The 22584-nt window shown below is 68.3% G+C and carries 7 protein-coding genes; all 7 read right to left on the reverse strand.

Annotated features, from left to right (window positions below; all coding sequences use genetic code 11):
• Positions 1-42: 42 nt before the first annotated feature.
• From KGQ19_RS08055 to KGQ19_RS08085, 7 genes are read right to left on the reverse strand one after another with little or no spacing between them, the layout of a single operon-like run.
• Positions 43-18678, reverse strand: a complete 18636-nt coding sequence (locus KGQ19_RS08055; protein WP_212008462.1) for a protein-glutamine glutaminase family protein — start codon at positions 18676-18678, stop codon at positions 43-45.
• Positions 18679-18975, reverse strand: coding sequence for a hypothetical protein (locus KGQ19_RS08060; protein ID WP_212008463.1), 297 nt, complete (start codon positions 18973-18975; stop codon positions 18679-18681).
• 2 nt (positions 18976-18977) lie between these two features.
• On the reverse strand, positions 18978-19460 hold the full coding sequence (locus KGQ19_RS08065; protein WP_212008464.1) for a YbaB/EbfC family nucleoid-associated protein: 483 nt from the start codon (positions 19458-19460) through the stop codon (positions 18978-18980).
• Positions 19457-21142 (reverse strand): hypothetical protein, encoded by a 1686-nt coding sequence (locus KGQ19_RS08070; RefSeq protein ID WP_212008465.1) that lies wholly within the window; start codon positions 21140-21142, stop codon positions 19457-19459. The genes KGQ19_RS08065 and KGQ19_RS08070 overlap by 4 nt, the downstream gene beginning before the upstream one ends.
• 44 nt (positions 21143-21186) lie before the next feature.
• Complete coding sequence (locus KGQ19_RS08075) at positions 21187-21735, reverse strand: hypothetical protein (protein ID WP_212008466.1); 549 nt, start codon at positions 21733-21735, stop codon at positions 21187-21189.
• Positions 21732-22025: a WXG100 family type VII secretion target gene (locus KGQ19_RS08080; RefSeq protein ID WP_212008467.1), complete on the reverse strand. Its 294-nt coding sequence runs from the start codon at positions 22023-22025 to the stop codon at positions 21732-21734. The genes KGQ19_RS08075 and KGQ19_RS08080 overlap by 4 nt, the downstream gene beginning before the upstream one ends.
• Before the next feature lie 37 nt (positions 22026-22062).
• Positions 22063-22371, reverse strand: coding sequence for a WXG100 family type VII secretion target (locus KGQ19_RS08085; protein ID WP_212008468.1), 309 nt, complete (start codon positions 22369-22371; stop codon positions 22063-22065).
• Between the last annotated feature and the right edge of the window lie 213 nt (positions 22372-22584).

A 22584-nucleotide genomic window follows, 5' to 3' on the forward strand; every position in this document is an offset into this window, starting at 1 on the left:
CAGCCGGGTGTCGTGACATTGAGGTTCGGTGTCGGGGCCAGGTCAGCCGGTGGTCACCAACACCTGGTTCTCGGCTGGATTCTCGGCCGGATTTTCGGCCGGGTGCCCGGTCTGGACCGGCGGACCGGTCTGGTCGAGGCCGAGGTCGACATCAACGTCCGGAACGGGCGGCGGGGGCACCATTCCATGGTTGATCGCCTCGACGATCGCGGTGAGGGGGTAGCCGCCGCTGAACAGGGAGTCGAAGGTCCCGGCGCCCCTGATGTCCGTGCCCGGTAGGACCGTCACGCCGAATCCGTTGTCCAGAAGCAGCTTCTGCAACAGAAGGCTCAGATGAGTACGACCGTTACCGTCGCCGTAGAGGTGGCTGATGTGCAGGGCGCGCACGGCCTTGGCGATGGCGGTCAGTTTGGCGCCGTCGTCCGTCGCGGCCCTGATGCCCTTGACGTATTCGTGCATGATCGCGCGATAGATCGGCTGCCGGGCGCTCAACGAGTAGTTGGCGTAGATGTTGGAGTCGGTGTGCACGGTGATGGGCAGTTCCGACTGCTTGTACTCGCCCCACGGCACCAGATTGGAGCGCCGGTAATAAGGGTCATCGAGCGGAGGATCGTCCGGATGCAGGGTTACATCCCGTTCGCTGACGAGTTGGGAGAGGTTGTTGTCGGCAGACTCCCTCTGGAGTAGGTGCCGGCCGAGGTAGGTCTCGTTCTCAAGGTCGTCCGCGGGCTTGCCGGATATCGGGAACTGCGTCTTGGCCTCGTCGGGCTCGTGAAGCACGGTACTGGGCTTGTGGAAGTTGGTGAACTTGTTCCTCGGCATCAGTTTGACGGTTTCGGCATGGAACAGGTGGTACTCGGCGAAGCCCAACTGTGAGCCGTCCGCAGAGTCCAGGAACTTCTTATAGGCGCTCTCCATGCTGTCCCGGAAGGGGTACTGGCCGTGGCCGGGGACGACGTCGCCGGAATTGGCCTCGGGCGGACGCCCCTGCTCCTGCTTCGATACCCGCTTCTCGATGTCGTAGAGATCGCCCGGGCGTTCCATCCCCGCACCTGACCAGGCGGGATTGTCGAGCACCTGCTCAGCCGATTTATGATCCTTCGGGTTGATGTAGAGCTTCCACCACTCGCCTTCCGGCAGCACGTCTGAGAGGTTTCGTCGGCTGTTCCGGATCAGCTCCGAGTAGCCGGAGCCCAGCGCCGTGTCCACATCCGACCCGACGACATACTTGGCGGCGGGGAAGTTCTCGGCGGTGAGGGCCTTGAAATGCTCCCACGTAATCGTGGCCACGCGGTTGTGCGCCGGGACGAAGGTCTCGACCTCGATCATCGGGCCCAGCGGTCCGGATGTCTGGACGACTCTGGCGGCGCCGACGAACTTGTCGTTCGCCAGCCAGATCAAGCCGCCGTGTTCCGGTACGTACCCGTCAAGGGAATCGAGGGTTCGCGGGTCGGACCACGCCAGAGCGCGCTCGGCCTCCTTGGCCTGTGCGGCGAGATCGTAGCCCGGCTTCCATTCGTGCAGGTCCATCAACGCCGAGACCATCTTCGCCCGAACCGCCGAGGGCAGCTTGGAAAAGGGAAGACTGCTGTCCCGACCGCCGGTCAACCAGTGCAACGCCATGTGGCTCTGGAAGGCTCCGGCCGACTTCGCACCGGAGAAGGAGAACAGGCCTCCGGCATAAGCCGAGATTGTCCACGTCCGCGACGGGCCGCTGTCTTTGTACACCAGCACAGGGTTGTTGGGCAGTTCCTTGTCCTGCCGGACCGTCAGCGTCGTGTCGGGTCGGGCCACCAAAAGCTGAGCTTCGGGGGAGGCCTGGTGAGTGTTGCCCGCGCGGGTGATGCCGGCGACAAGCTCGTCGACGATCTCCGGCAGCGGTCTGGACCCCGAGAAGAGCTCGTCGGGGTCAAGGTGCGGATCGGCGGCCGGGGCGGCCGTCTCGGCGTTGTCGGCCCACGGATTGTCGGCCCACGGGTTGGCCTGGAGAACCTGAGCGGAGCTGGAAACCTCCTCGGGCCGCGCGAAATCGAGCTTCGCGGTGCCGAAGCCGCGGTCCAACAGCAGCTTCTGCAGCAGGACGTTCCGGACCACGGACCCTTCACGGCCGCCGAAGAAGCCGCCCACTTGCAGGGCTCTCACCGTCCTGGCGATCGTCCGCAGCTGGTCGTAGGGGTGATCCGACAGGCGGGAGACGTCCAGCCGATAGTTGTCCAGGATCGTCCTCAGCAGAACCCTGCCACTGGCGGGCGAATAGTTCGGCCGTACAACGCCGTCCTTGACCAGGGCGACTGGCAGGTCGCTCTGCCGCTCGCCGAGCTTGGCCGCCGTGACTTCGAAAGTCGGCAGATCCTCGTGGAGGATACTGTCGGCCCCGTCGTAGGACGCGAGCAGGCGACGCCCCTGGTAGGTCTCCTCGGTGAGATCGGCGGCGATGGCCGACACTTTGCGGCCGCTGAACGTGAAGTTCTTCGGCAGACCGGTCGCTGCGTCATGGAAGGGAATCCGGTCAAGACCCGGGAGGTCCTTGACCAGATCATCGCGGAAACTGTCGAAGGAATCGGCATCGAGGTGGAGCGGCGGACCGTCCAGGATCTTCTTGGCGGCTGCCAGCAGGCCCGGCGACGGGGAGAAGCCGTTGCCGGCTTGCGGATCGATGCCCAATACCTTCTGAAGATCCGCACCAGGCTGCACCACGGACAGCTTCTCGGGGCCGTTCTGCCGCTCTATGGCGAGCGCGTTTTCGTGGGCCCTGCTGGAATGGGGACCCGACCACGAGTACGGCCCGAGCGACAGCGCCTTGCCGGCGAACGGCGACATGCGAGCCGTTCCGGTGGCGAGGGGATAGTACGTGGCCAGGACGTGCTGGTAGGTGCCGGTCAGCTCGCTGCCCAGATCGGGCGTCAGCAATCCGCGGCCGTGAACCGTCCAGACGTTCTGCGGGGCGTGCGTCGGCCCGGCCCCCGGGGCCCACCAAGTGGTGGCCCCCGGCAGGCTGACAGTACCCGGGACGTTGTCCGGCACGCTGGCCCGGACTTCGCCGCCGGCGATCTGCCAGACCTTGCCGGTCGTGCTGATGATCGGCACGTCCCAGTTGCCGTGACCGTGGATCATCGCGGTGCTCAGGGCTTCGCCGAGGGGCGCGCCGTTGCAGCCGATGATGGCGACACCGTGGAGGTACGGCACGATCGCGGGCTGGTCAAGGTATGCGGCAAGGACCGGTGCCAGCTCCGTCGCGGTGTAGCTGCGGCCTCGGAGCAGGTAGTTGCCGGGGATCGCCGGATCGCCGTGGACGGCGATGTTCACGATACCGGGCAGGCGGGGCAGGGCCGCGGCCATGCCGAGGTCCTCCGGCTTGTTCACCAAGGTGAAGCCTGCGACATGGGCGTCGCCGGGGTAGGCCTCATGGTCGTGCCACTGGAGCGATTCGTGCACCGCGGTGGACACGTCGGTGCCCGGCGCGAGTGTCGAGGTGTGCCGGGTGATCCAGGTCTGGCGATCCGTCCACGGTCCCCAGACCGGGGCCGCACCGGGGAACGGAATGCGTCCCTCCTGCACGGCGGTGACGAATTCGGGCCGGATCCCGTCCCAGAACGCGACTTCGTACTCGTTGGGGAACGGCGACTTCGTGCCGAGGGTGGACAGCACGTCGATACCGCCGGGGGCGTCGATCGTGTAGCGGTAGACATAGTGGTCCTGGCGGATGGCGAAACCGAGGGTGCTGATCCAGTTCGGCGTCCGGGTGGTGCTGATCAGACCGGTGGCGTGCTTCTGCGCCACGTAGTAGCGCAGGCTCCGGGCCAGGTCGCGGTTGCCGGGCCGGAAGCCCGTGCCGAAGACGGCACCGGGCTCTCGCAGATCCCAGCGGTACAACGGGGAGTTGTCATCGCGGTACCACAGCGGCGACGCCTTGAGCAGTGGGCCGTAGCGGCGCGCGCTGGGCAGCAGCTCCGGCTTGAAGTCTCTGGGGCCGCGACCGAACCCGACCGACGTCGTCGGGATCTGGGTGACCTTCGGCGGGAACGCCCGCCAGTGGGCGTCGAACTGGGCCTCGGTGATGTCGAACCGGTCGGAGGCGCCGTCGTTGAGTACCTGCGCGGGGGCCGAGAACTCGGTGTCGGGGATGCGCAGCAGCCGTCCCCGCGCATCCCGGTACACCTGCTGATCGAAGATGCTGTCCCGAGTCGGATCGAAGTACCGGGTGCCCAGATTCCGGATCGCTGTCAGGACCTTGCCGACCCGGCGGTTCAGGAGTGCGGCGCCGAACCAGCTGTCCTTGTAGTCCTTGCCCGGCTTCGTCGTCCCGTGCAGATAGAGGTTCAGAGCGGCTTCGTGCTCTTCGGTCAGCGTGTAGCCGCGGTTCCGAAGGAACTCGGCGGCGGAGGCGAGGGTCAGGGGTCTGCGGATCCCGGCGGCGTCCACCAGGTCGAACCGGGAGGGGACGAGGCGGTCCGAGCCGCCGGTGAATCCGGTCCAGGTATAGGTCTCGTCCTCGACGGTCACCGTCAGCGGTTCCGTCGTGGGTTTCGCAGCGGACGAAGTGGGCGCGGCCTCGGACTCAGGACCCGTGTTCGCCTTGATCTTCTTCAGCGCGTCGCCCAGGATCCGGTCGTAGCTCTGCTGCTTCTTGCCGTCGCTCCAATGGCTCACCGCCGGGACGTGCGCGGCCCCGTTCTGCGCGTTCCACCAGGACTTCGGGGTCGGCACGACCGCGGTGCCGTTCATTTTCCCGGCCACGACGCGGCCGTCGGGGTACTGGACCGCCAGGTCGTTCACCGAGGCGATGTCCAAGTCCGGGTAGCGCGCGGTCAGCAGTTCGGCGAGCTTGTCGCCGCCGCAGGCCACCAGGGCCAGGCCCTGGCCGTCGGCGAGGGCCTTCTCGACCAGCGGCCCGAACAGCTTCAGGGTCTGGTCGTCGGTGAGCATGCGACCGTTGACGAGCACGTGTCCGGTCGCGGCGTCGAGGTGGACCGCGAGGGACTTCCAGCCGGCCGGCATAGTCAGGGCGGAGGCCACGTCGAATTCGTCGCCCCGGTCTATGACCGACCATCCGGTGGCCGTGGTGTGCACCGAGTCCTTGAACGTCACCGAGACGTCGGTGCCCGACGGGACCCGGAGGTAGCCGTTGGGATGCAACTCGTCGGCGTGCAGCCCGGGTATCGCCTGGTAGAGGTCTTCACTGGTCTTGATGAAGGAGTCGGCTCCGGGCTTGGCGTAGCCGACGGCGCGCAGGGCTTGGACGATCTCGTAGGCTGAGTGGTCGTGTCCGGCCAGCATCCAGCCGGTGAGCGCACCGAGGAAGTCCTCGTGATCCCCTGCCGGGTCGAACAGCTTCGCCAGGAGGTAGAGCCGCGCGGCGGTTCCGGACGGACCGGACAGCACCGGCATCCTGCCGTCGGTCACCACCTTCTGGTACCAGTCGGTGCCGGTCTTCACCTCCGACCACAACTGACCGGTGACCCACGGCAGCGGCTCCCTCTCGTCATCCCCGAGTTCGGGATGCGTACGGAGCAGATGGGCCAGTTCGTACTTGCCGAGGCCGACGCCGTAGCCCTTGAGATCGACTTGGGTCATCCGGAACAGCGCCTTGGCCGGGTCCGGACGCTTGTCCCGGAAGGCGGCGGAGCGCAGCAGGTCCGCGGCCGCCTCGGTCTTCGGGGTGAGCGCCGTGCCGGCCGCGAGCCCGCCGAAATGGTTCGCCAGGTGGGGGGACTCAGTGAACTGGATCGCTTGGGCCGTCAGAGAAGCCGATCCGGCCGGCGCGTCCGGCGTCGCCTTGCGGATGTGCTCGCGGTAGGCGCCGAGCTTGTCGACGTCGACCCGGCCCGCGGTCTTGAGCAGCCACTGGTGGCCGAGGTTGTCGCGGCGCAGCATCGTCGTCAGGAAGGTGTGCTCGCCCCGGCTGAAATAGGCGCCGTTGTAGAAGGCGGTCATCAGCTCCCGGGTGTTTCCGTCCCTGAGCAGGTCGTCCAGCCTGACGCTGGGTCCGACCTGGCCGGAGCCGGTGACATCGTCCTGGAAGAACGCCTTGTCCAGCACCGCGTGGTCCACACCCGGGTTCAGGTTCGCCAGTGTCGTGCGGAGCTTGACGACCATGTCCCGGGCCGCCGTCAGGCTCGACTGCTTGGCGAGTAGGTACCCGCCGATCCGGGCCTCGTGCGCGGCGTCCTGCTTCGAGGACCCCCACGCGTACGGGGCCACCGAGGACAGCGGGTCGGTGGAGGCGATCGAGTCCGTCGGCGGGCGCACCCAGACGTCATCCCGGTCCGACGGCTCGAACCCGTGCCAGGACTCGTCCGAGATCCGGCCGTTGGGGTTCGCCTTGTCGAAGGTGATGAACGCGCCGTTGACCTTCGGCTGGAGGGCGTCGCCGACGTCGTGGGCGACGGTGACGGCGCGTACCTGCCCGGTCCGGACGTTGATGAACACCGAGGAGTTGGGCGCGGTGACCGATCCGTCCCAGGCCTTGGCCAGCCGTGCGGCGAAGGAGTCCTGACGATCGGGGACGCCGTCCTTCATGACGGCCTTGATCTCGCCGTCCTTGACGGTGACGAGCCGGCCGGCCTTGACCGCTTGCGCGTTCTCGGCGGCTCCGGACATCAGCAGCGTCAACGGGGTGTCCGGCCCGACGCCGGCCTTGGTGAGCAGGTCGATGACGTTCTGGACGGCCTGCTCGCGGTCCTCGGCCGGACCGAACTCGCCGTGGCCGGGCAGGATCACCGCCACCTGCCCGGCCGGCACCTTCACCTGCTCGAAGGCCGCGCGCAGCGCGGAATCGGACTCTTGGCCGCCGCCCAGCCACACCACCCGGCTGTCCGAGGAACGGACGGCGAGGAACAGGGTGCTGTGATCGGCCTGCGTCGACTTCAGGCTGCCCGGGGTGAATTCGGGCTTCCAAGTGTCGTCGGCCTTGGAGCCGTCCGAGAGCCCGTTTTGGAGTTTCTTGACGGCCCGGTTGAAGAGCATGCCGTCTTTGCGGTGGCGGAACGCCTCCGCCTTCGGGGTGAAGTCTTCCTGGCCCGCGCTGTCCCGCAGCACCTTGAACGCCGGGTTGGCGCCGAGCTCTCTGAGGACGGCCTTCTCGATCGGCGCGTCCTTGAGGTAGAAGCGGCGCAGGGCCTTGATGTAGTTGGCCATGTGCTGGGTCTCGGTCAGGACGCTGTACTCGTCCAGGCTCTCCGCCGGGGGCTCGGGCTTGTCCAGGCTGAGCCAGTAAGTGTCCTTCGGCGCGGTGAGGATGAAGGGCTTCTCCACCGCCCAGTTGAAGGACTCTCTGTTGGCGCCGCCGTCCGACCGGCGCAGCGAGGGATTGATGTCGGGCAGCGAGCCGATCTCGTTGGCGACGGTGCGCATGGCGGTCAGAGTGACCTCGTGGCCCGCGTTCTCACCGGCGCTGTCCGGGAGCTTGGCCCGTGAGTCCGGACCGTCCGGGAAGTCGACTCGTCGGGACCCGCCGGGCTCCACCTGCATGACGGCCCCCCACTCATCCACCGTGAGCAGGCCCTTGTGCAGCGACGGGTCGAAGACGTACTCGGTCGGCAAGCCGTTCTCGTCCAAGCCTTCCAGGATGGTGGCGACGTGATAGCCCCACGTCACTTCCTTCGGCTCGCCCCAGAAGCCGCCGAGGGCGGTCTCCGCGCTGACGGTCAGCTTCTGACCGCCGGATCGGACCGCGAAGACCTTGCGCGGGGCGAATCCCCATTCGGTCAGTTTCTCCGCCAGAACGTGCGCGCGGTCGTAGCAGCCGTCTTCCGGATAGTCGAAGGGGATGGGCCGGTTCGCGTCGTCGCTGTCCTTGTATGTCTCGCCGGACAGCCGCGAGAACAGATCCTGGGCCACATCGGAGGTGACCTTCGGCGCGCTCCCATAGAAGTCCCGGACAGCCGCAGGGTCGACGTCCTCGCCCGCGCTCGTCGCCTGGTGGACGGCGTGCAGGAGCCGTTGCCCTTCGCCGGTCGTGATCGGGCCGTCATGACGGCCCGGGTGGACGAGTCCGGCCAGGGCCTGGTGCGGATCGAAGGCCCCTGAGCCGTCCGGCCCGAGCCCGTTCTTACCGATCAGGTCGTAGAGCCGTCGAACTGTGGTCGCCCGGTCGATGTCGAGCTCGGCGCCCGGACGCAGGGCGTCGGCGAGCCCGCCGATGTGGGTCAGCAGGGTGTGCAGGTCCTCGGTGGTCCGCGGCGAACCCTGGTCGCTGATACCGATCTTGTCGGCCAGGGCTTGGATCTCCGCGTCGGTCGCCGGTCTTTCGCGGTCCCCGGACGCCAGATCCGAGACCTTGTCCGGGACACCGGGGTGCTTCGTGCCATCCTGCGGCGACCACCGATGCGCGGTGGCGAAGTCGGGCCCGCCGACCGTTCGCGCCGCGGACGGCGCGAACTGGGTCATGGCCGTGGACAGGTTGTTCTCATCGGATGCCTCGACACGGCCATCGCTGGTGTAGCGGCGCCAGGTCGGCCCGTCGGCCGGCTTCTTCTGCCACCACAGATGGTTCGTCACCGGTCCGGTCGCGGTGTTGCTGGTGACGACGGTGCGGCCGGGCAGTTGCCAGACGGTGCCGTCGGCGGCGATCACCTCGCGTCCGGTCAGCCGGCTCAGGGTCGCGGCGAAGTCGGCGCCGTCGCAGCTCACGAGGACGATCGGGTCGTTCCCGGTGCCGAGGCGGTAGGCCAGAACCGCCGCGGCGTCGTCGTAGGCCAGGGACTCCGAACCCAGCCGGACGGTGCGGGTGGCCTTGTCGATGTGCACCGCGACGGTGCGGTGTCCGTCGAACCGCGGCAGTGCGGTGGCGGCCAAGGTGTCCTCGGCCAGATGGGGGAAGAGCAGGTTTCCGCCGTGCTGCTCGACGAGCATGGCACGTCGCTGCACCTCGGGACCGACCGGTGCGGCCGGATGCGGCAGCGGAGCCGAGGCGTGAGCCGACGCCGCCGGCGGGGGCTCGGTCGGCAGGCGCAGCCAGCTGCCCGGTTCCGCGGGATCGGACTCGTGGCCGCCGAGGTGGGTCGGGCTGGGAAGGTCTTGACGGAGCGCTCCAGAGATCGGATCGAAGGTGAGGAACCGGCCGTTCACCATCGGTTGGAGCGTTCCGTGGACGTCGAACCTGCTGGTGGCGGCGAACGCCTGCCCGGTCCGGAGGTTGACGGACACCGGCGAGTTGGGCGCGGTGACCGGTCCCTGCCAAGCCTGCGCCAGCCGGCTGGCGAAGGAGTCGGCGCCCTCGGCGGCTTCGGACATCAGCAGGACCAGTGGCCGGTCCGGCGCGATACCGGCCTTGCCGAGCAGACCGGTCACGTCATCCACGTTCAGTGCTCTGCCACCGGCGTGGGCGGAGGTACCCCGGCCGGGCAGGATCACTGCTACTCGGCCCGCGGGCGGGTCCAGGCTCTCGAACGCCGCGCGCAGCATGGGGTCGAACTGTTCCTCGCCGCCGCCGAGCCACAGGACGCGTCCGTCGGAACGCAGCTCGACGAACGGTGCGCCGTGGTCGTACGCCGCCGGGAACAGCCCGCCCGGGACAGGACCCGGACGCCAGTCGTTGACCTCGGGGTAGTCGGTGCCGACCGGCGCGGTCCGGTACTCCCGCTTGATCTTGTTGAAGAGCATGAAGTCTTTGGTCGACCCGAACGCCTTCGACGGAGCGGCGAAGTCGGTCCCGGAGCGCAAGGTGTCCCGCTGGGCCGCGAACGCCGGGTCGGTGTCGATGGCGTGCTTGATCACGTCCTTGATCCGCTGATCGGCGTCGGGGCCGGTGAAGAAGCGACGCAGAGCCTTGATGCGATTGCCCAGATCCCGGCTCGCGGCGTTCGTGGCGTGTTCGCTCAGGTCCTCCATGGGCGTGGCCTGGTCGGTGCTGAGCCAGTAGCGGTCCCCCCGGGTGGTCAGGACGAGGGGCTTCTCCACCGTCCAGTTGTAGACCGGGTCGCCCACCGTGCTCCGGCGGCTCGTCGACACCGTGTCGATCAGAGAGCTGATCCGGTTGGCCACGCCGAGCATGTGGGCCGCCCCGGCCTTGCCGCCGTCGGCCCCGTCGTCGGTGTCCGGCAGATCGAGCCGTCTGGCCCCGCCGGGCTCCACGCCCATGGCCGACAGCCATCCGTCCACCCCGAGCAGGCCCTTGTGCAGCGACGGGTCGAAGACGTACTCGGTCCGGAAGCCGTTCTCGTCCAAGCCTTCCAGCAGGGTGGCGACGTGATAGCCCCAGGTCACTTCCTTCGGCTGGCCCCAGAAGCCGCGCTCGGCGGTCTCCGCGCTGACGGCCAGCTTCTGACCGCCGGATCGGACCGCGAAGACCTTGCGTGCGGACAATCCCAGGCCGGTGAGCTTCTGGGCCATGGCATAGGCGCGGTCGTAGCAGCCGTCGTCGGGAAACCCGAAGGGGATGGGCTGCTCAGTGCCGTCGAGGTCGGTGTGCTTCTCCGACGCCAACCGCGTGAACAGGTCGTTCGCCACGTCGGAGGTGACTTTCGGCGCGTCCCGATAGGCGGTCCGCAAGGCGGTGGTGTCTACCGGGTCGCCCTTGTACTTCGCTTGGCGGACGGCGTGCAGGAGCCGTTGCCCTTCGCCGGTCGTGAAGGGTCCCTCGGGGCGGTCCGGGTCGAGGAGCCCGGCCAGTCCGGCCAGGGCCTGGTGCGGATCGAAGGACTCTGAGCCGTCCGGTCCGAGTCCGTTCTTACGGATCAGGTCGTAGAGCCGTCGGACTTCGGTCGCCCGGTCGACGTCGAGCTCGGCGCCCGGACGGAGTGCGTCGGCGAGGCTGCTGATGTGCGTCAGCCGGGTGTTGCGATCCTCAGTGGTGAGGACGAGGCCACCGAGCCGGTCCTGGTGGCCGACTCCGATCTGGTCGGCCAGGCCCTTGAGCTCGGCGTTGGTCGCCACCCGGTCGCGGCTGCCGGCCGCCAGGTCCGAGACCTTGCCGGGGACACCGGGGTGTTCCGTGCCGGACGGCGGCAGCCAGCGGTGCGGAGCGGCGATGTCGGTCTCGCCGACCGACCGTTGCGCCGACGGTGCGAGTTTGGTCATCGCCGCGGCGAGGTCCTCGGTGTCGGAGTCGAAGACCCGCTCGCCGTTCCGGTAGCGGCTCCAGGTCGGCTCGTCGGCCGGCTTGATCTCATTGCTCCAGAAGCGAGGCGGCGGGGGAGCCTCCGTGCGACTGGTGACAACGGTGTGGCCGGGCATCTGCCAGACGATGCCGTCGGCGGCGATCACATCGCGTCTGGTCATTCGGCTCAGGACCGCGGCGAAGTCGGCGCCGTCGCAGCTCACGAGGACGATCGGCTCTTCCCCGGGGCCCAGCTGGTCGATCAGGATCCCCGCGGCCTGTTCGTAGTCCAGGGGCCCGGACCCCGGGCGCAGCTGGACAGTGCCGGCGGCCTTGTCGATGTGCGCCGCGACGGTGCGGTGTCCGTCGAACCGCGGCAGCGCGGCGAACGCGACCTGGTCGTCGGCGTGGCTGGGGAACAGCAGGTGCCCGGACTGTTCCAGGACCGAATGCGCGGGATCGGGGAGGTGGCCGGTGCCGGGGGCGACGTGTGGATTCCCCGCGTGGGAATTGCTGGGACCCGCGACCGGATGGTGCGAGCCGGTCGCGTCGAAGGTCTGGACGTGGGCGTTGGAATGCGAAGCCTCGGTCTGCGGCCCGTGGAACTCGGCGGTCCGGGCGATCGAGGAGCGCAGCTCATCGACGATCGTGTCCAGCGAAGCGCCGCCGTTGAAGAGCTTGAAGAAGGTGCGTTCCGCGTCCTGGCCCACGGCGCCCTCCGGGGCCGCGGCCGGCAAGACCGCTACGCCGAAACCGTTGTCCAGCAGCAGTTTCTGGAGCAGCAGGCTCAGGTGTGTACGTCCGTTGCCGTCCGGAAAGAAGTGCGCCACATGCAGTGCTCGGACCGCTTTGCCGATCGCGCGCAGTTGATCGTCCGCGCCCGCCGAGTCGCGGATCCCGCGCAGGTACTCGCGCATGATCGCCTCGTAGAGCGGGCGGCGGGCGGCGAGCGTGTAGTTCACGTCGATCTTGAGGGAGGTGCCTTCGCCGGCCTTCTCCTCGGTGTACGTGCAGATCGGCAGGTCCGATTCGTCCCTGCCGAGCTCGCGGATGAGCTTCTGGGTCACCTTCAGCGACGGGGGCAGCTTGGTGGCGAAGATCGCCATGACGTCGTTGGCCGACGTCCTGGGCGCCAGGAGCGGCCGGTTCAAGTAGCGCTCGGACTCGGCGTCCGCCGCTGGATCGCTGACCCAGGCCGAGAAGGACGTCTTGTTGGCGTTGTCCGCCTCATGACGTCCCAGGACCGAGGACTTCTCCTGGAACTGCCTGTCCGCCAGCTTGGAAATCGCGAGGCTGTGCAGCTTTTTGTAGGAGTCGAAGTCGACCCCGGGAAGCTTGGGCAGCTCGCGCAGGGCTTCCGTCATCCCGTCTCGGAACGGGTACGCCCCGTCCGGGAGCTGCTTAGTCTTGTTCTCCGGATCGACGCGGTCGTAGTAGTCACCGGGTCCGGTGACGCCCCGCGCCTTGGCATCGGCCAGGTTGAGCGACGCCAGCGCCTTCTCATGGTCCTTGGGGTCGATGTACAGGCGCCACCACTCGTCCTCGGGCAGGACGTCGGTCAGATCCTTCCGAGTGTCCTTTATAAGGTCCCGGTAGCCGCCCTTCAACGCGGACGGCAGCAGACCTCGGAGCTTGGAGCTGAATCCCGCCCCCCGCAGCTGCTCGTCCGAGCCGCCGGGCGATCTGGTCACCGTCGGTGCCCCGTCGTGCTGATCGACCGGCCGCACGGCCTGGTAATGGGGTCGCGGACCGCTCGTGTCGAGGAAGAGCGTGACCTCTGTGGCGCCGTCGGGGTTCAGTGAGGTGGCCGTGTGGTCGGAGCGGACCACGGTGATGTGCAGGTCCAGCAGCACCGCCACGCTCTCCGGCAGGTCGTCGCCGAGCGGGGAGTCCCACAGGCTCGGCAGTCGCTGGGCGAACTCCAGCATCGAGGAGTAGGAGGGGAGTCCCTTTCCGTTCTCGGTGTCGGCGCGGGCGTACTCGGCGAGCGCCGCCATCCCGTCCTTGCCGTCGTCGGCGTAGCGGTCCGAGATGCTGCGGAGCAAGCTGGTGCGCTCTTGGAGCGTGCCGTTGTCGAGGAGGTCTGTCAGGCGTTCCAGATGGATGTTCTTGGCGGTGCGCGGTGCGGACGCGGAGTCCAGCGGCGCGTCGGAAGGCTTGGTCACTCTCGTCGGATCCAGATGGAGCTGCGAGAGTTCTTGCAAGCGGTCGTCGCTGAGTTCGGAGAGCAGGACCTGAGCGCTTCGCCGGTTTGTCGGCGACTCCTCACCGCCGAGCGTCAGGGGCGTCTCGCCGGGGTGGTCCGAGCCCGTGACGGCGGACTGGCTGAGCCGGTCGGCGACGCTGTGCCGCCAGGCCGGGACCTTGTCCGGGTCCGGGCCGATGCCGTGGATGTCCAGTTCGCTGAGCGAGGCGGCCAACGCGTGGTGGAAGCAGTTGCCCAGGGCGAGTGCCGACGGCGGAAGGTCTGGTTCGAAGGGCACGTACGAGGTGTCGTCCAGCTGGAACGCGGATGACGGGGGGCCGTCGTCGTCAGACTGTGTCCCGGCCTGGTTTTCACGGCTGCCGGTCCATTTGTAAGCCGGTCCGGAGATGTCCTTGTCCCCGGCCGGCAACGGGCTGAAGCCCTTGTCCGCTTCGGCCAGCGCGCTGGACAGGTGTGATTCGCCGAGTTCTGATTCCTCACGGCCGTCTCGGTAACGGCTCCAGGTCGCACTCGGCTTCTCCGACTTGTCCCACCACTTGTCCTGCTTCGGGACGGAGTCGCCGCGTCCGGCGACGACGTGGTGTCCCGGCAGCTGCCACACGGTGCCGTTCGCCGCGATGACGTCGCGGCCCAGCTCCTTGCTGAGGACCTTGGCGAATTCGGCGCCGTCGCAGGCCACGAGGACGACCGGGGCGGCGTCGGCATCGTCGGCGAGCGTGTGCTTCAGCAGGCGCGCGGCTTCGTCGTATGTCAGGGTTTTGCCGTCGATGCTCACGGTCTTCGCCACCGCGTCCACGTGAGCCGCCACGGTCCGGGTGTTCTTGTATGTCGGCAGCGCCTCGAACGCCTCCCGGTCCTCGGCCCGGTCCGTCAGGACCAGGTCGCCCCGGTCGTTCTTGCTGATCGCCGAGGCGAACTCATCGTGCAGGGCCTGTCCGTCCCGGGCGGGCCCGGGACGCTGGCGGCCCGCGGCGTGAGGGCCCGCCAGGCTGTCGCGCAGCTTGTTGACCGTGAGCCTGCCGCGATTCTCCAATGCGGCCTGGAACAGTCGGCGCTGTGCGGTGGCATCGGTTTCGTGATGCGGGACGAGCTGGTCCAGCAGGGGCTTCAGGGCGTCGGTGCCGAGCGGTCCGTCGCCGGTACGCGGTGACGTCGAGCGGGCCAGGGTGATCAGTTTGTCAGCGGCCTCCAACCGGTCGGCGACACCGTTCGAGGGCGCCTCGACGGAGTGGCCGGCGGCGTGGACGACGTCGGCCGCCTCGATGACCCGCCCTCGGGACAGGCCGGTGGTCTTGACCAGGGCACTGATGGTGTCGCTCGCGGCGACCGGGTCGGCGTCGAACTTCGTGGTGAGCCGTTCATAGCGGAACGAGCGGGCCAGGGTGTCCGTCCCGGCCCGGCCGCGCGGGATCGCCCTCGCCGCGTTGGCCAGGAGCTTCAAGGTCTGCGGCGTCGCGGTCAGGTCCTCCTCACCGCTGAGTCTCTGGACGAAGCCGTCCAGGTCGTCCAGGCCGAGTGCGCCGTCCCGCGGACCCAGATCCGCGACGGCGAGGATCCGCGCGAGATCGCCGATCTGCTCCCGGGAGCCGGGACCGGCCGTTTCATAGAGGTGTTTGTGCAAGGCGAGGGTGTCCAGCGCACGGTTCAGACCGTCGTCGGATCCCGCGTCTGCCAGCCTACTGATGATCCGGTCCGCGGCCTTCACATCGGTATAGGTGTCGCCGTCGGTCAAGGTGTCCGCGTGGCCGCGAACGGATTCGGGCAGTTGCTGCCACTGATGCTCGAAGCGCAGGGCGGCGGTGTCCAGGGCGGACGACGGGTTCTGCCCGGCCTCGCGCGCGCCGACCGCGTCGGCCAGACTCGCCAGTCGTCGCAGGCCCTCGTCGTGGTCCTTCGGTCCCGGTCCTGGTCCCGGCCCAGGTCCCAGCACCCGGTCGAGTAAGGGCTCGAAGTCGGCGGCGCGCAGCGGGCCGACGACACTCGCCGTCGACTCCTTGTGGTCCGACCTGAGCAGGTCGGACAGGCGACGCACGGTGGCCAGCGTCGGTGCCAGGCCGTCCGGCCCGAGTCGGGCGAACTCCTCTTCGCCTAGCAAGCGGTGGGTCAGCGCCAGCAGTTCGACGCCGCGCTCTCGGACGGCGAACTCATCGAGCCGGCCGGTGGGTGCCCCGGCGTCGCGGAAGGCGCGCGCGGCGTCCTCGTGGGTGATCCCCAGATCCTTCTCGACCGCGGCGAACGCGGCGCGGGCCCGCACATTGGCGAGGGTGACGTCACGGTGCCCGGTGAGGCCGTCGATCAGCTTGCCCAGAGCGGGCAGGTCCTCATCCGGGGTCCGCTTCGGGCCGAAGACCTTGTCCAGCACCATTTCGACGTGCTGAGCGTGCAGGGGACCGCGGGCCGCGGCCGCGGTCTTGGGCAGATCGTGCCGGACGAGGTCGACGACGGCGGCCAGATGCGTGAGGTCCTGGTCGCCGGGATCCTTCAATCCCAGGTCCCGCACCAGGTTCTGGACGTCGAGGACGCGTTCGCGCCAGCCGCCCTCCGGCTTCACGCCGGTGCGTTCGGCCAGGCTCGCCAGGTCTTCGGGCTTCAGCCGCAGATCGTGCGCCAGATCCTCGTAGCGCAGCTTGACGGGAAGCGCGGCGAGCGTGAGGGGCTCGTCCTGGCGGTGGGCCCGCAGGGCGAGGTTCGCCACCTTGGCGACGTCCTGCCGCCATTTCGCATCCAGCCTGCCGCCCCGGACCTCGTGGATGAGGCGCCGGAAGTCGTTCAGGGTGAGCGGTCGGTCCTCCGGCAGCAGGCCGGGCAGGTCGCGGCGGGACAGCGCGACGAGCTGGTGCAGGGCCGCCAGCTGGCTGATCCGGTTCGGGTCGGCCGCCCCGAAGGTCTCGCGCTGCAGACCGAGGAGTTCGGTGGCGTGGTCGTAGTCCGCCCGGCCGCCCCGGCCCGTGCCGTCGGCGACCTCGGGCTTGCCGGACAGCTGTTCGATCTCCCGCCTGCTGACGGTGCGCAGGCTCCTGGCCGACAGGTCCGACACCGTGCCCAGGTCTTCGCGCAGCCGGTCGAAGGCGGCGCGCCGCCGTTGTCGCAGGGCATTGATCTGATGGAGATCGGCCAGCTGGTCCAGACCCTCCTTGAACCCGGCGATCCGCCTCGCGCTCGGCTTGACCCGCATATCGGGGACCTTCGCCAGCAGCGTGTCGAGCGCCTTGGGATTCCCGCCTCGCGCCGCCTTCACCATCCGGCCCAGCAGGGCCAGGTCGGGGTCGGGCTTCGCGTCCTCGCCGGCTTTGAGGAGCAGATCGAGACCGGATTCCTTCTTCCCCGAGAGCAGGTCGTACAGACGGGTGACGTCGGCGACGTCCACTAGCGACCGGGCACCGACCCCGGAAGCCAGTGCCGCGTCCTGGACCTGCTTGACCGCCTCCTTGTAGTCCTTCAGATCCGGCAGCCGATCGCGGACCTTCCCGACCAGGTCCTGCCGCACCGCCGCCGAGGCCCGCGCGGTCTTCGTGACGTCCTGCGCCGACGGCCCACGCTTGAGCAGCGAGGTCTGCTTGCCGTCCTTGAGCAGGTACAGCTGATGGTCGCTGTCGGGGTTCAGGTGCAGGGGGTGCTCGCCGTCCTGGAGCACGACGACGTTCACATCGTTGGCGCGGGCGAGTTCGGACAGCCTGTCCAGGTCCGGATCGGCCAGCTTCTCGGCTTTGAAGGCGGTGATGAGGTCGGCGACCGGCTTGGGGAGGGCCTGCTGCTCGGCCGCGTCGATCTCGGGCTTGGCCAGGCCGCCGGGGTGGACGTCGAACCCCTGATCCCGGCCCAGCACGACCCGGCCGCCGCCGACGAAGAAGACGACCCGCGGGTCGTACACCGGGCCCAGGGACTTCTGGTCGGCGGAGGGCCGGACCACGACCCAGTCGCCCGGCCCGCCGTCGCTGCCCCGGACCGGTGCCACGACCTCCAGCTTCGGCGGCGTCGCGCCCGGACCCAGGTCGGGCAGCTTGGCGGCGAAGTCGTTCACGGCGTCCTGGACCGCGTCCAGGCCGTCGCGTCCGACCGGGTCGGTGAGCACGATCCGGTTGTCGCCGGCGGGGTTGAACAGCTGGCCGGCGTCGAAGTTCTTCTCGTCCGAGACCAGGTCGTTGAGCTTGGCGACGATGGCGTCCGGGGTCCGGCCGCCGCTGTTTCCCAGATACAGGGTCTTGACGCCGGGGTCCGAGGGCGCGTTCTTGACCAGGTTCCGCAGGTCGCCCAGATCCGTGGGCAGCGGACTGGATCCGGAGTCGCCCGTGAAATCGGCGATCCGGGGCAGCGACACCGGCGGGATCTCCGGGGTGTCCAGGTGCAGGTCCAGGTCCAGGTGCGGGTCGGCGTCGAAGTCCGAGCCGTCGTCCGAGCCGACGTCGAGGTAGTCGAGCTCGTCGTCGTGGGGCCCGCCGGTCGGCGGCGGTTCCTTGAACGTCAGCAGGTTGGTGTCGGACCCGACCTTCTGGAGCGCGAAGTCAGGGGAGAAGTGCTCGTCGACGGGCGGCTTGAAGTCGTCCTCGGCGAGGTTCATCTCGTCGAAGTCCTCTTCGTGGAAGCCTTCGCCCCCCTTGCCGCCGTGGTTCGCGCCGAACAGCCCCATCGCGGTGCCGCCGGCCAGCGCGCCGACCGCCTGCTCCCAGTTGATCTGCTGGTTCTGCGCGACGTCGCCGATCAGGGTACTGGCGAAGTTGGAGACGCCGCCGATCCCGCCGACCAGCAGCTTGTTGCCCCACCCGGTGCCCTTGAGCAGGTTCGGGGCGAACTTCATGAACCCGCCGGTGATGGCCCCGTCGAAGAAGCCGCCGAGCGCGCCGATCCCGGCCGAGATCCCGACCTCGCTCCAGTTGAACCCGGTGTTGAACTTGATGTTCGTCAGTTCCTGGGCCAGCGCGTCGTTGACCGCCGACTGGCCGCCGAACATGGCGACCTTGCCGAGCAGCTGCTTGCCGATGTCGAGCATCGTGATCTCGGCCTCGGGGATCTGCTCCTCCTCCAGGGCCTCGCCCGAGCCCGGGAAGAAGGCGTCGATCACCCGGTCGTAGAGCAGCATCACGCCGAGCTCGGCGGTGTTGAGGATCATCGAGATCTTGCTCTCGTAGACGCTCGCGGCCATGCCGTAGGAGGCCTCGCTCTGCGCCGTCATCATCGCCACGATCTGCGGGATCGAATCGCCGGTCAGACCGTTCATCGTGTCCTGGAACATGTCGATCCCGGGCCCGTTGACCGCGCTCGTGACGTCGACGGTGTCGCCGTGCACCTCGCTGTTGAACTCCAGGAACTGCCCCTGGTGCCCGGTCCACAGGTCGGCGAGGCCGCCGAGCTGGTCCTCGTCGGCCTGCGGGTACACCGAGTCCATGTTGATGATCCGGGCCACCCAGCGCAGTGGCTCCGGCAGATCCAGGCCCACTCAGGTCTCCGCGTTGATCTCGGCGTGCCGATAGGCCAGCGCGGTCTCCTGGAGGTTCTGCCCCGCCGAGCCCACGACGCCGGACAGGCCGCCGCTGGAGTCCAGGACGGACTGGGTGCCGGGGGTGTAGTTCGCGGAGAACTGCACGCCGTAGATGTCCTGGCCCCACACCTCGCCGTAGCTGTCAAGATCGGCCTGCAGACCGCCCACCATGCTCACGAGGCGCTGTCCGTGCTCGACGAACTTCGTCCCGTGTTCGTACACGCCGTCGGGATCGGCGGCCAGCGTCGTCGGCATGGTCAGCTCCTCACATCGCTCGTCTGGTCGCCGGCGGCCGGCGGGTAGGAGGGGAATCCGCCCTTGAAGATCTCTTCGATGTCCACCCGCGGCCGGGCCGGCCGGAACACGGAGGTGATCTCCACGGCCTGGCGCTGCGCCTCGGCCTGGGCCGCCCCCATGGTCTCGGTCACCAGCTTCGACAGCTCGACGGCCGACAGTTCCCGATGGGCCCGGCCGGAGAACTTGGCCTCGATCAGACGGCCCCGGGCGTCCACGGTGACCGTCAGCTCGCGCTTCTTCGAGGTCTTGCTCACCCGGACCGCGGTCAGCCGGCGCTGCGCCTCGGCGGTGTCGGCGACAGCGCGCTGATACCGCTGCATCGCGTCGGCGATCCGCTGGTCGAAGTAGGTCGGGCCGAGGGCCACGGCCTCGGCCCGGGTCAGCAGTTCCTTGCCGTCCGCGGACCGGATCAGGCCCTGCGCCGCCTGGTCCGGCCCGGTCATCGCATCATGCCGGGGTCGAGGTCGGACAGCCCGAGCCGGTCCCGGCCCGCCCGGCGTTCGGAATTCGGCTCCGACAGCCCGAGCACCGGCGGCGCCAGCTCGACCCCGGCACCCCAGACGTCCTCGTCCTCCTCCAGGAAGACATCGCGTTCGCGGCCACCCTGGCTCTGACCTTGCTGGCCGCCCATCATCCCGCCCATCGGCGGGTAGAACGGCATGCCCGACTCGCCCCCCGCGGCGGCGCCTTCCTGGGCCGCGGCCTCGGATCCGAGCGCTCCGGCCTGGCCGGCGCCCAACGCTCCCAGGGGGCCCATGCCGCCCATACCGCCCACAGCGTCGGCGCCGCCCAGACCTCCGAGGCCGCCCAGACCGCCCAGGCCGTTGGCTCCGCCCAGACCGCCGATCCCGTCCAGGCCACCGGTGCCGTTCAGACCACCGATGCCGGTGAGTCCGCCCAGGGTGCCGATCCCGTCTTTGACCGATCCCAGGCCGGCGAGGTTGACGTTCGGACCCGGTCCGCCTAGCCCCTTGAGGAGGTTGTCCAGGCCGTTGCCCAGGTTGGCGTCGGACTTGCCGAGCCCGTTCAGGCCGTCGCCGATGCCGCCCAGGCCCTTGCTGAAGTCGTCGCCGATTCCGCCGAGGCCTTTACCGAAGTCGTTGCCCAGACCGCCGAGGCCTTTGCTGAAGTCGCTGCCGATTCCGCCGAGGCCCTTGCTGAAGTCGTTGCCCAGGCCGCCCATGCCCTTGCTGAAGTCGTTCCCCAGACCGTTCAGGCCCTTGTTGATGTTGTCCAGGGTCTTGTCGAGGTTCGGATCGTTGTTGTTCGTGTTCTGATTGTTGTTCTTGTTGGTGTCCGTACTCGGATCCTTGCCCAGATCCGGCGCGGTGGTGTCGAACGCGACGTTGTTGAGGATGTCGATGGTCGGAATCAGCCCGGCGTAGACGTTCGATGCCCACAGGGCCATGAGCTGACTGCAGTTCCACATCGTGACCGGGACCAGACCCGGCTCGGTCAAGGTGGCGTCGGTCGTCGACCACGGAGTGCTGTGCGGGTCGTAGAACATCATGAGGGCCATCCGGTCGTGACCGCCGCCGGCGGCGCTCGCGTTGGTCCAGATCACATCGCAGATGTCGTGCATCTTGCCGAGCATGGCCGGGATGTTGGTGTACACGGCCGGGACGGTCGGAGTCGTGCCGACGCTGGCCGCGGTCAAGCCGGTGAGCTTGCCGATCTCGTCGGCCACCCCGTTGATGTAGGTGTAGACCTTGTCCGCCAGCTGGTAGAAGACGTCGGCCGCCTGGCCGGTCCACGCCGAGCCCTTCTCACCCACCGCGGCTTCGATGGCGTCGTTCATCCAGGTCGCGTACTGGTAGAGCGCCAACTGGATGCCGGCCAGCGATTCCCAGGCGATCTGCCAGGTCTGGGGCTGGCACTCGGACCACGTGTTCGGGATGGATCCGCCGGCGTCCCAACCGCCGAACAACGCGACGTAGGCCTGGTTGTAGAAGTATCCCTGGTTCGAAGTCGGATCGCCGACGAACGTGAACGTGTCCACCAGGTTCGCGATCGGCGCGCTTCCGGTGTCGCTGTAGGGCCCGACCCCGCTGAGCTGGTACAGATCGCCGAGATTCTTCGCGTCGGGGTTCACCGGATTGGTTACCGGCGCCGTGTAGTGGTCCACCAGATGTCTCCTCGGAGTCCTGCGCTGGTCGGGGGGAACGGTCCTCAGAGCGTGGGCGGCGGCGGCGTCGGAGCGGTCACCCCGAGCTCGGACTCCAGGCTGGTCAGGTCCGTGTAGGCGACCTGCTCCCCGTTCGCGTATTCGGTGGCGGCGTTGATCAGACCGTTGGCCAGGTCCTTGACCATGTCGTAGATGGACAGCGTCACGTTGTTGAGCTTCCCGGTCTGCAACAGCGACAGAGCCACGGCTATCTGCGTGTTGTACTTCAGCTTGGCTTGGTACGCGTTCTTGTAATAGCTGCCGTCCTGGCAGTAGCCCGGCAGCAGACCGGCACCGTTCTGCGCCACGGTCCCGTCGCCGTACTGGCTGTACTTCTGCGCGGTCAGGCCGAGTCCGCCCGAAGTGTTCGATAGGGCGATGTTCGCGGGCAGGGTGACGAACAGTTGCTTGCCCGCCGCCCCGCTCCCGGCGGTCGTGTCGGTCCCGGTCAGGGAACTGAGAAGCATCTGCCCCAGCGCGTTGATCGCCTCGTGGTCCGCCGAGACGCCGGATCCGCTGTTGCTGTCGTGGGTGTCGTCGCCGGATCCGCTCATTTGCCGAGCGTCCAGCTGTTCTTGACCCGGGACTCGGTCGACTTGAAGTTCTCGTTGACGTTGCCCAGCGTCATCGACGCCCGGGTCAGCAACTCCTGCATCCGCTTGGCGTCGTTGTCCCACGCCGTCTGGCAGATGTGGTACTCGTCCTGCGCGGCGCCGGACCAGGACGCCAGCATGCCCTTGAGATCGCTGTCCAGGCTCTGCAGCTCGGACTGGAGCTCGGTACTGACCTTCTGAAGGGCGCTGATCGTGTCGTCGACGCCGTTGAACTGGATCGCGAATGCCATGCGTTCACTCCTCCTTGCCGCCCGGGGCGGGCAGTGGTCAGGCGCCGTCCAGGATGGCCTGGAGCTTGCTGATCTCGGTGTCGTTGGCCTGCTCGTTGGCGTCGTAGTGGATGCCGGTGCCCTTGAGGGTGTCCCGCATGTTCGACAGCTGCACGATCACATCAGCGAACTGCTTCTCCCAGGCCACGACCACCTGCAGGTACTTCTGCGCGGACGGGCCGCTCCAGGGCATCGCGTCGACGTACCCGTTGACCGCCTTCAACAGCCCCTCGGCGGAGTTGACCGTCTGGTCGATCCGCGAGGCGCCCTTCGCCATCTCTACCGGGTCACCGGTCGTCTGAACCACTGGGACACCACCTCACCGTGCACAGGTCCGGACCGGCACGCCGTTGCGGCGGCCGGGTTGCGGTGTCATCTCATCCTGGCTTAAGGATCACCGCAAGGCTCTGTCTAGAGGTGTTGAGGGGAACGTTGAGGTTTGATCCTCCAGTGCTGATTTAGGTGGCGTTTCGGCTGGTGGTGATGTGGTGTGGGTGGGGGTGGTTGTGGGGGTGGTTAC

Source organism: Catenulispora pinistramenti, from assembly GCF_018274385.1.
Taxonomy (GTDB): Bacteria; Actinomycetota; Actinomycetes; order Streptomycetales; family Catenulisporaceae; genus Catenulispora; species Catenulispora pinistramenti.

Coding starts and splice junctions, on each gene's coding strand:
- KGQ19_RS08075 (WP_212008466.1), bottom strand. CDS start 21,735: ATGAGCGGATCCGGCGACGACACCCACGACAGCAACAGCGGATCCGGC.
- KGQ19_RS08080 (WP_212008467.1), bottom strand. CDS start 22,025: ATGGCATTCGCGATCCAGTTCAACGGCGTCGACGACACGATCAGCGCC.
- KGQ19_RS08065 (WP_212008464.1), bottom strand. CDS start 19,460: ATGACCGGGCCGGACCAGGCGGCGCAGGGCCTGATCCGGTCCGCGGAC.
- KGQ19_RS08060 (WP_212008463.1), bottom strand. CDS start 18,975: ATGCCGACGACGCTGGCCGCCGATCCCGACGGCGTGTACGAACACGGG.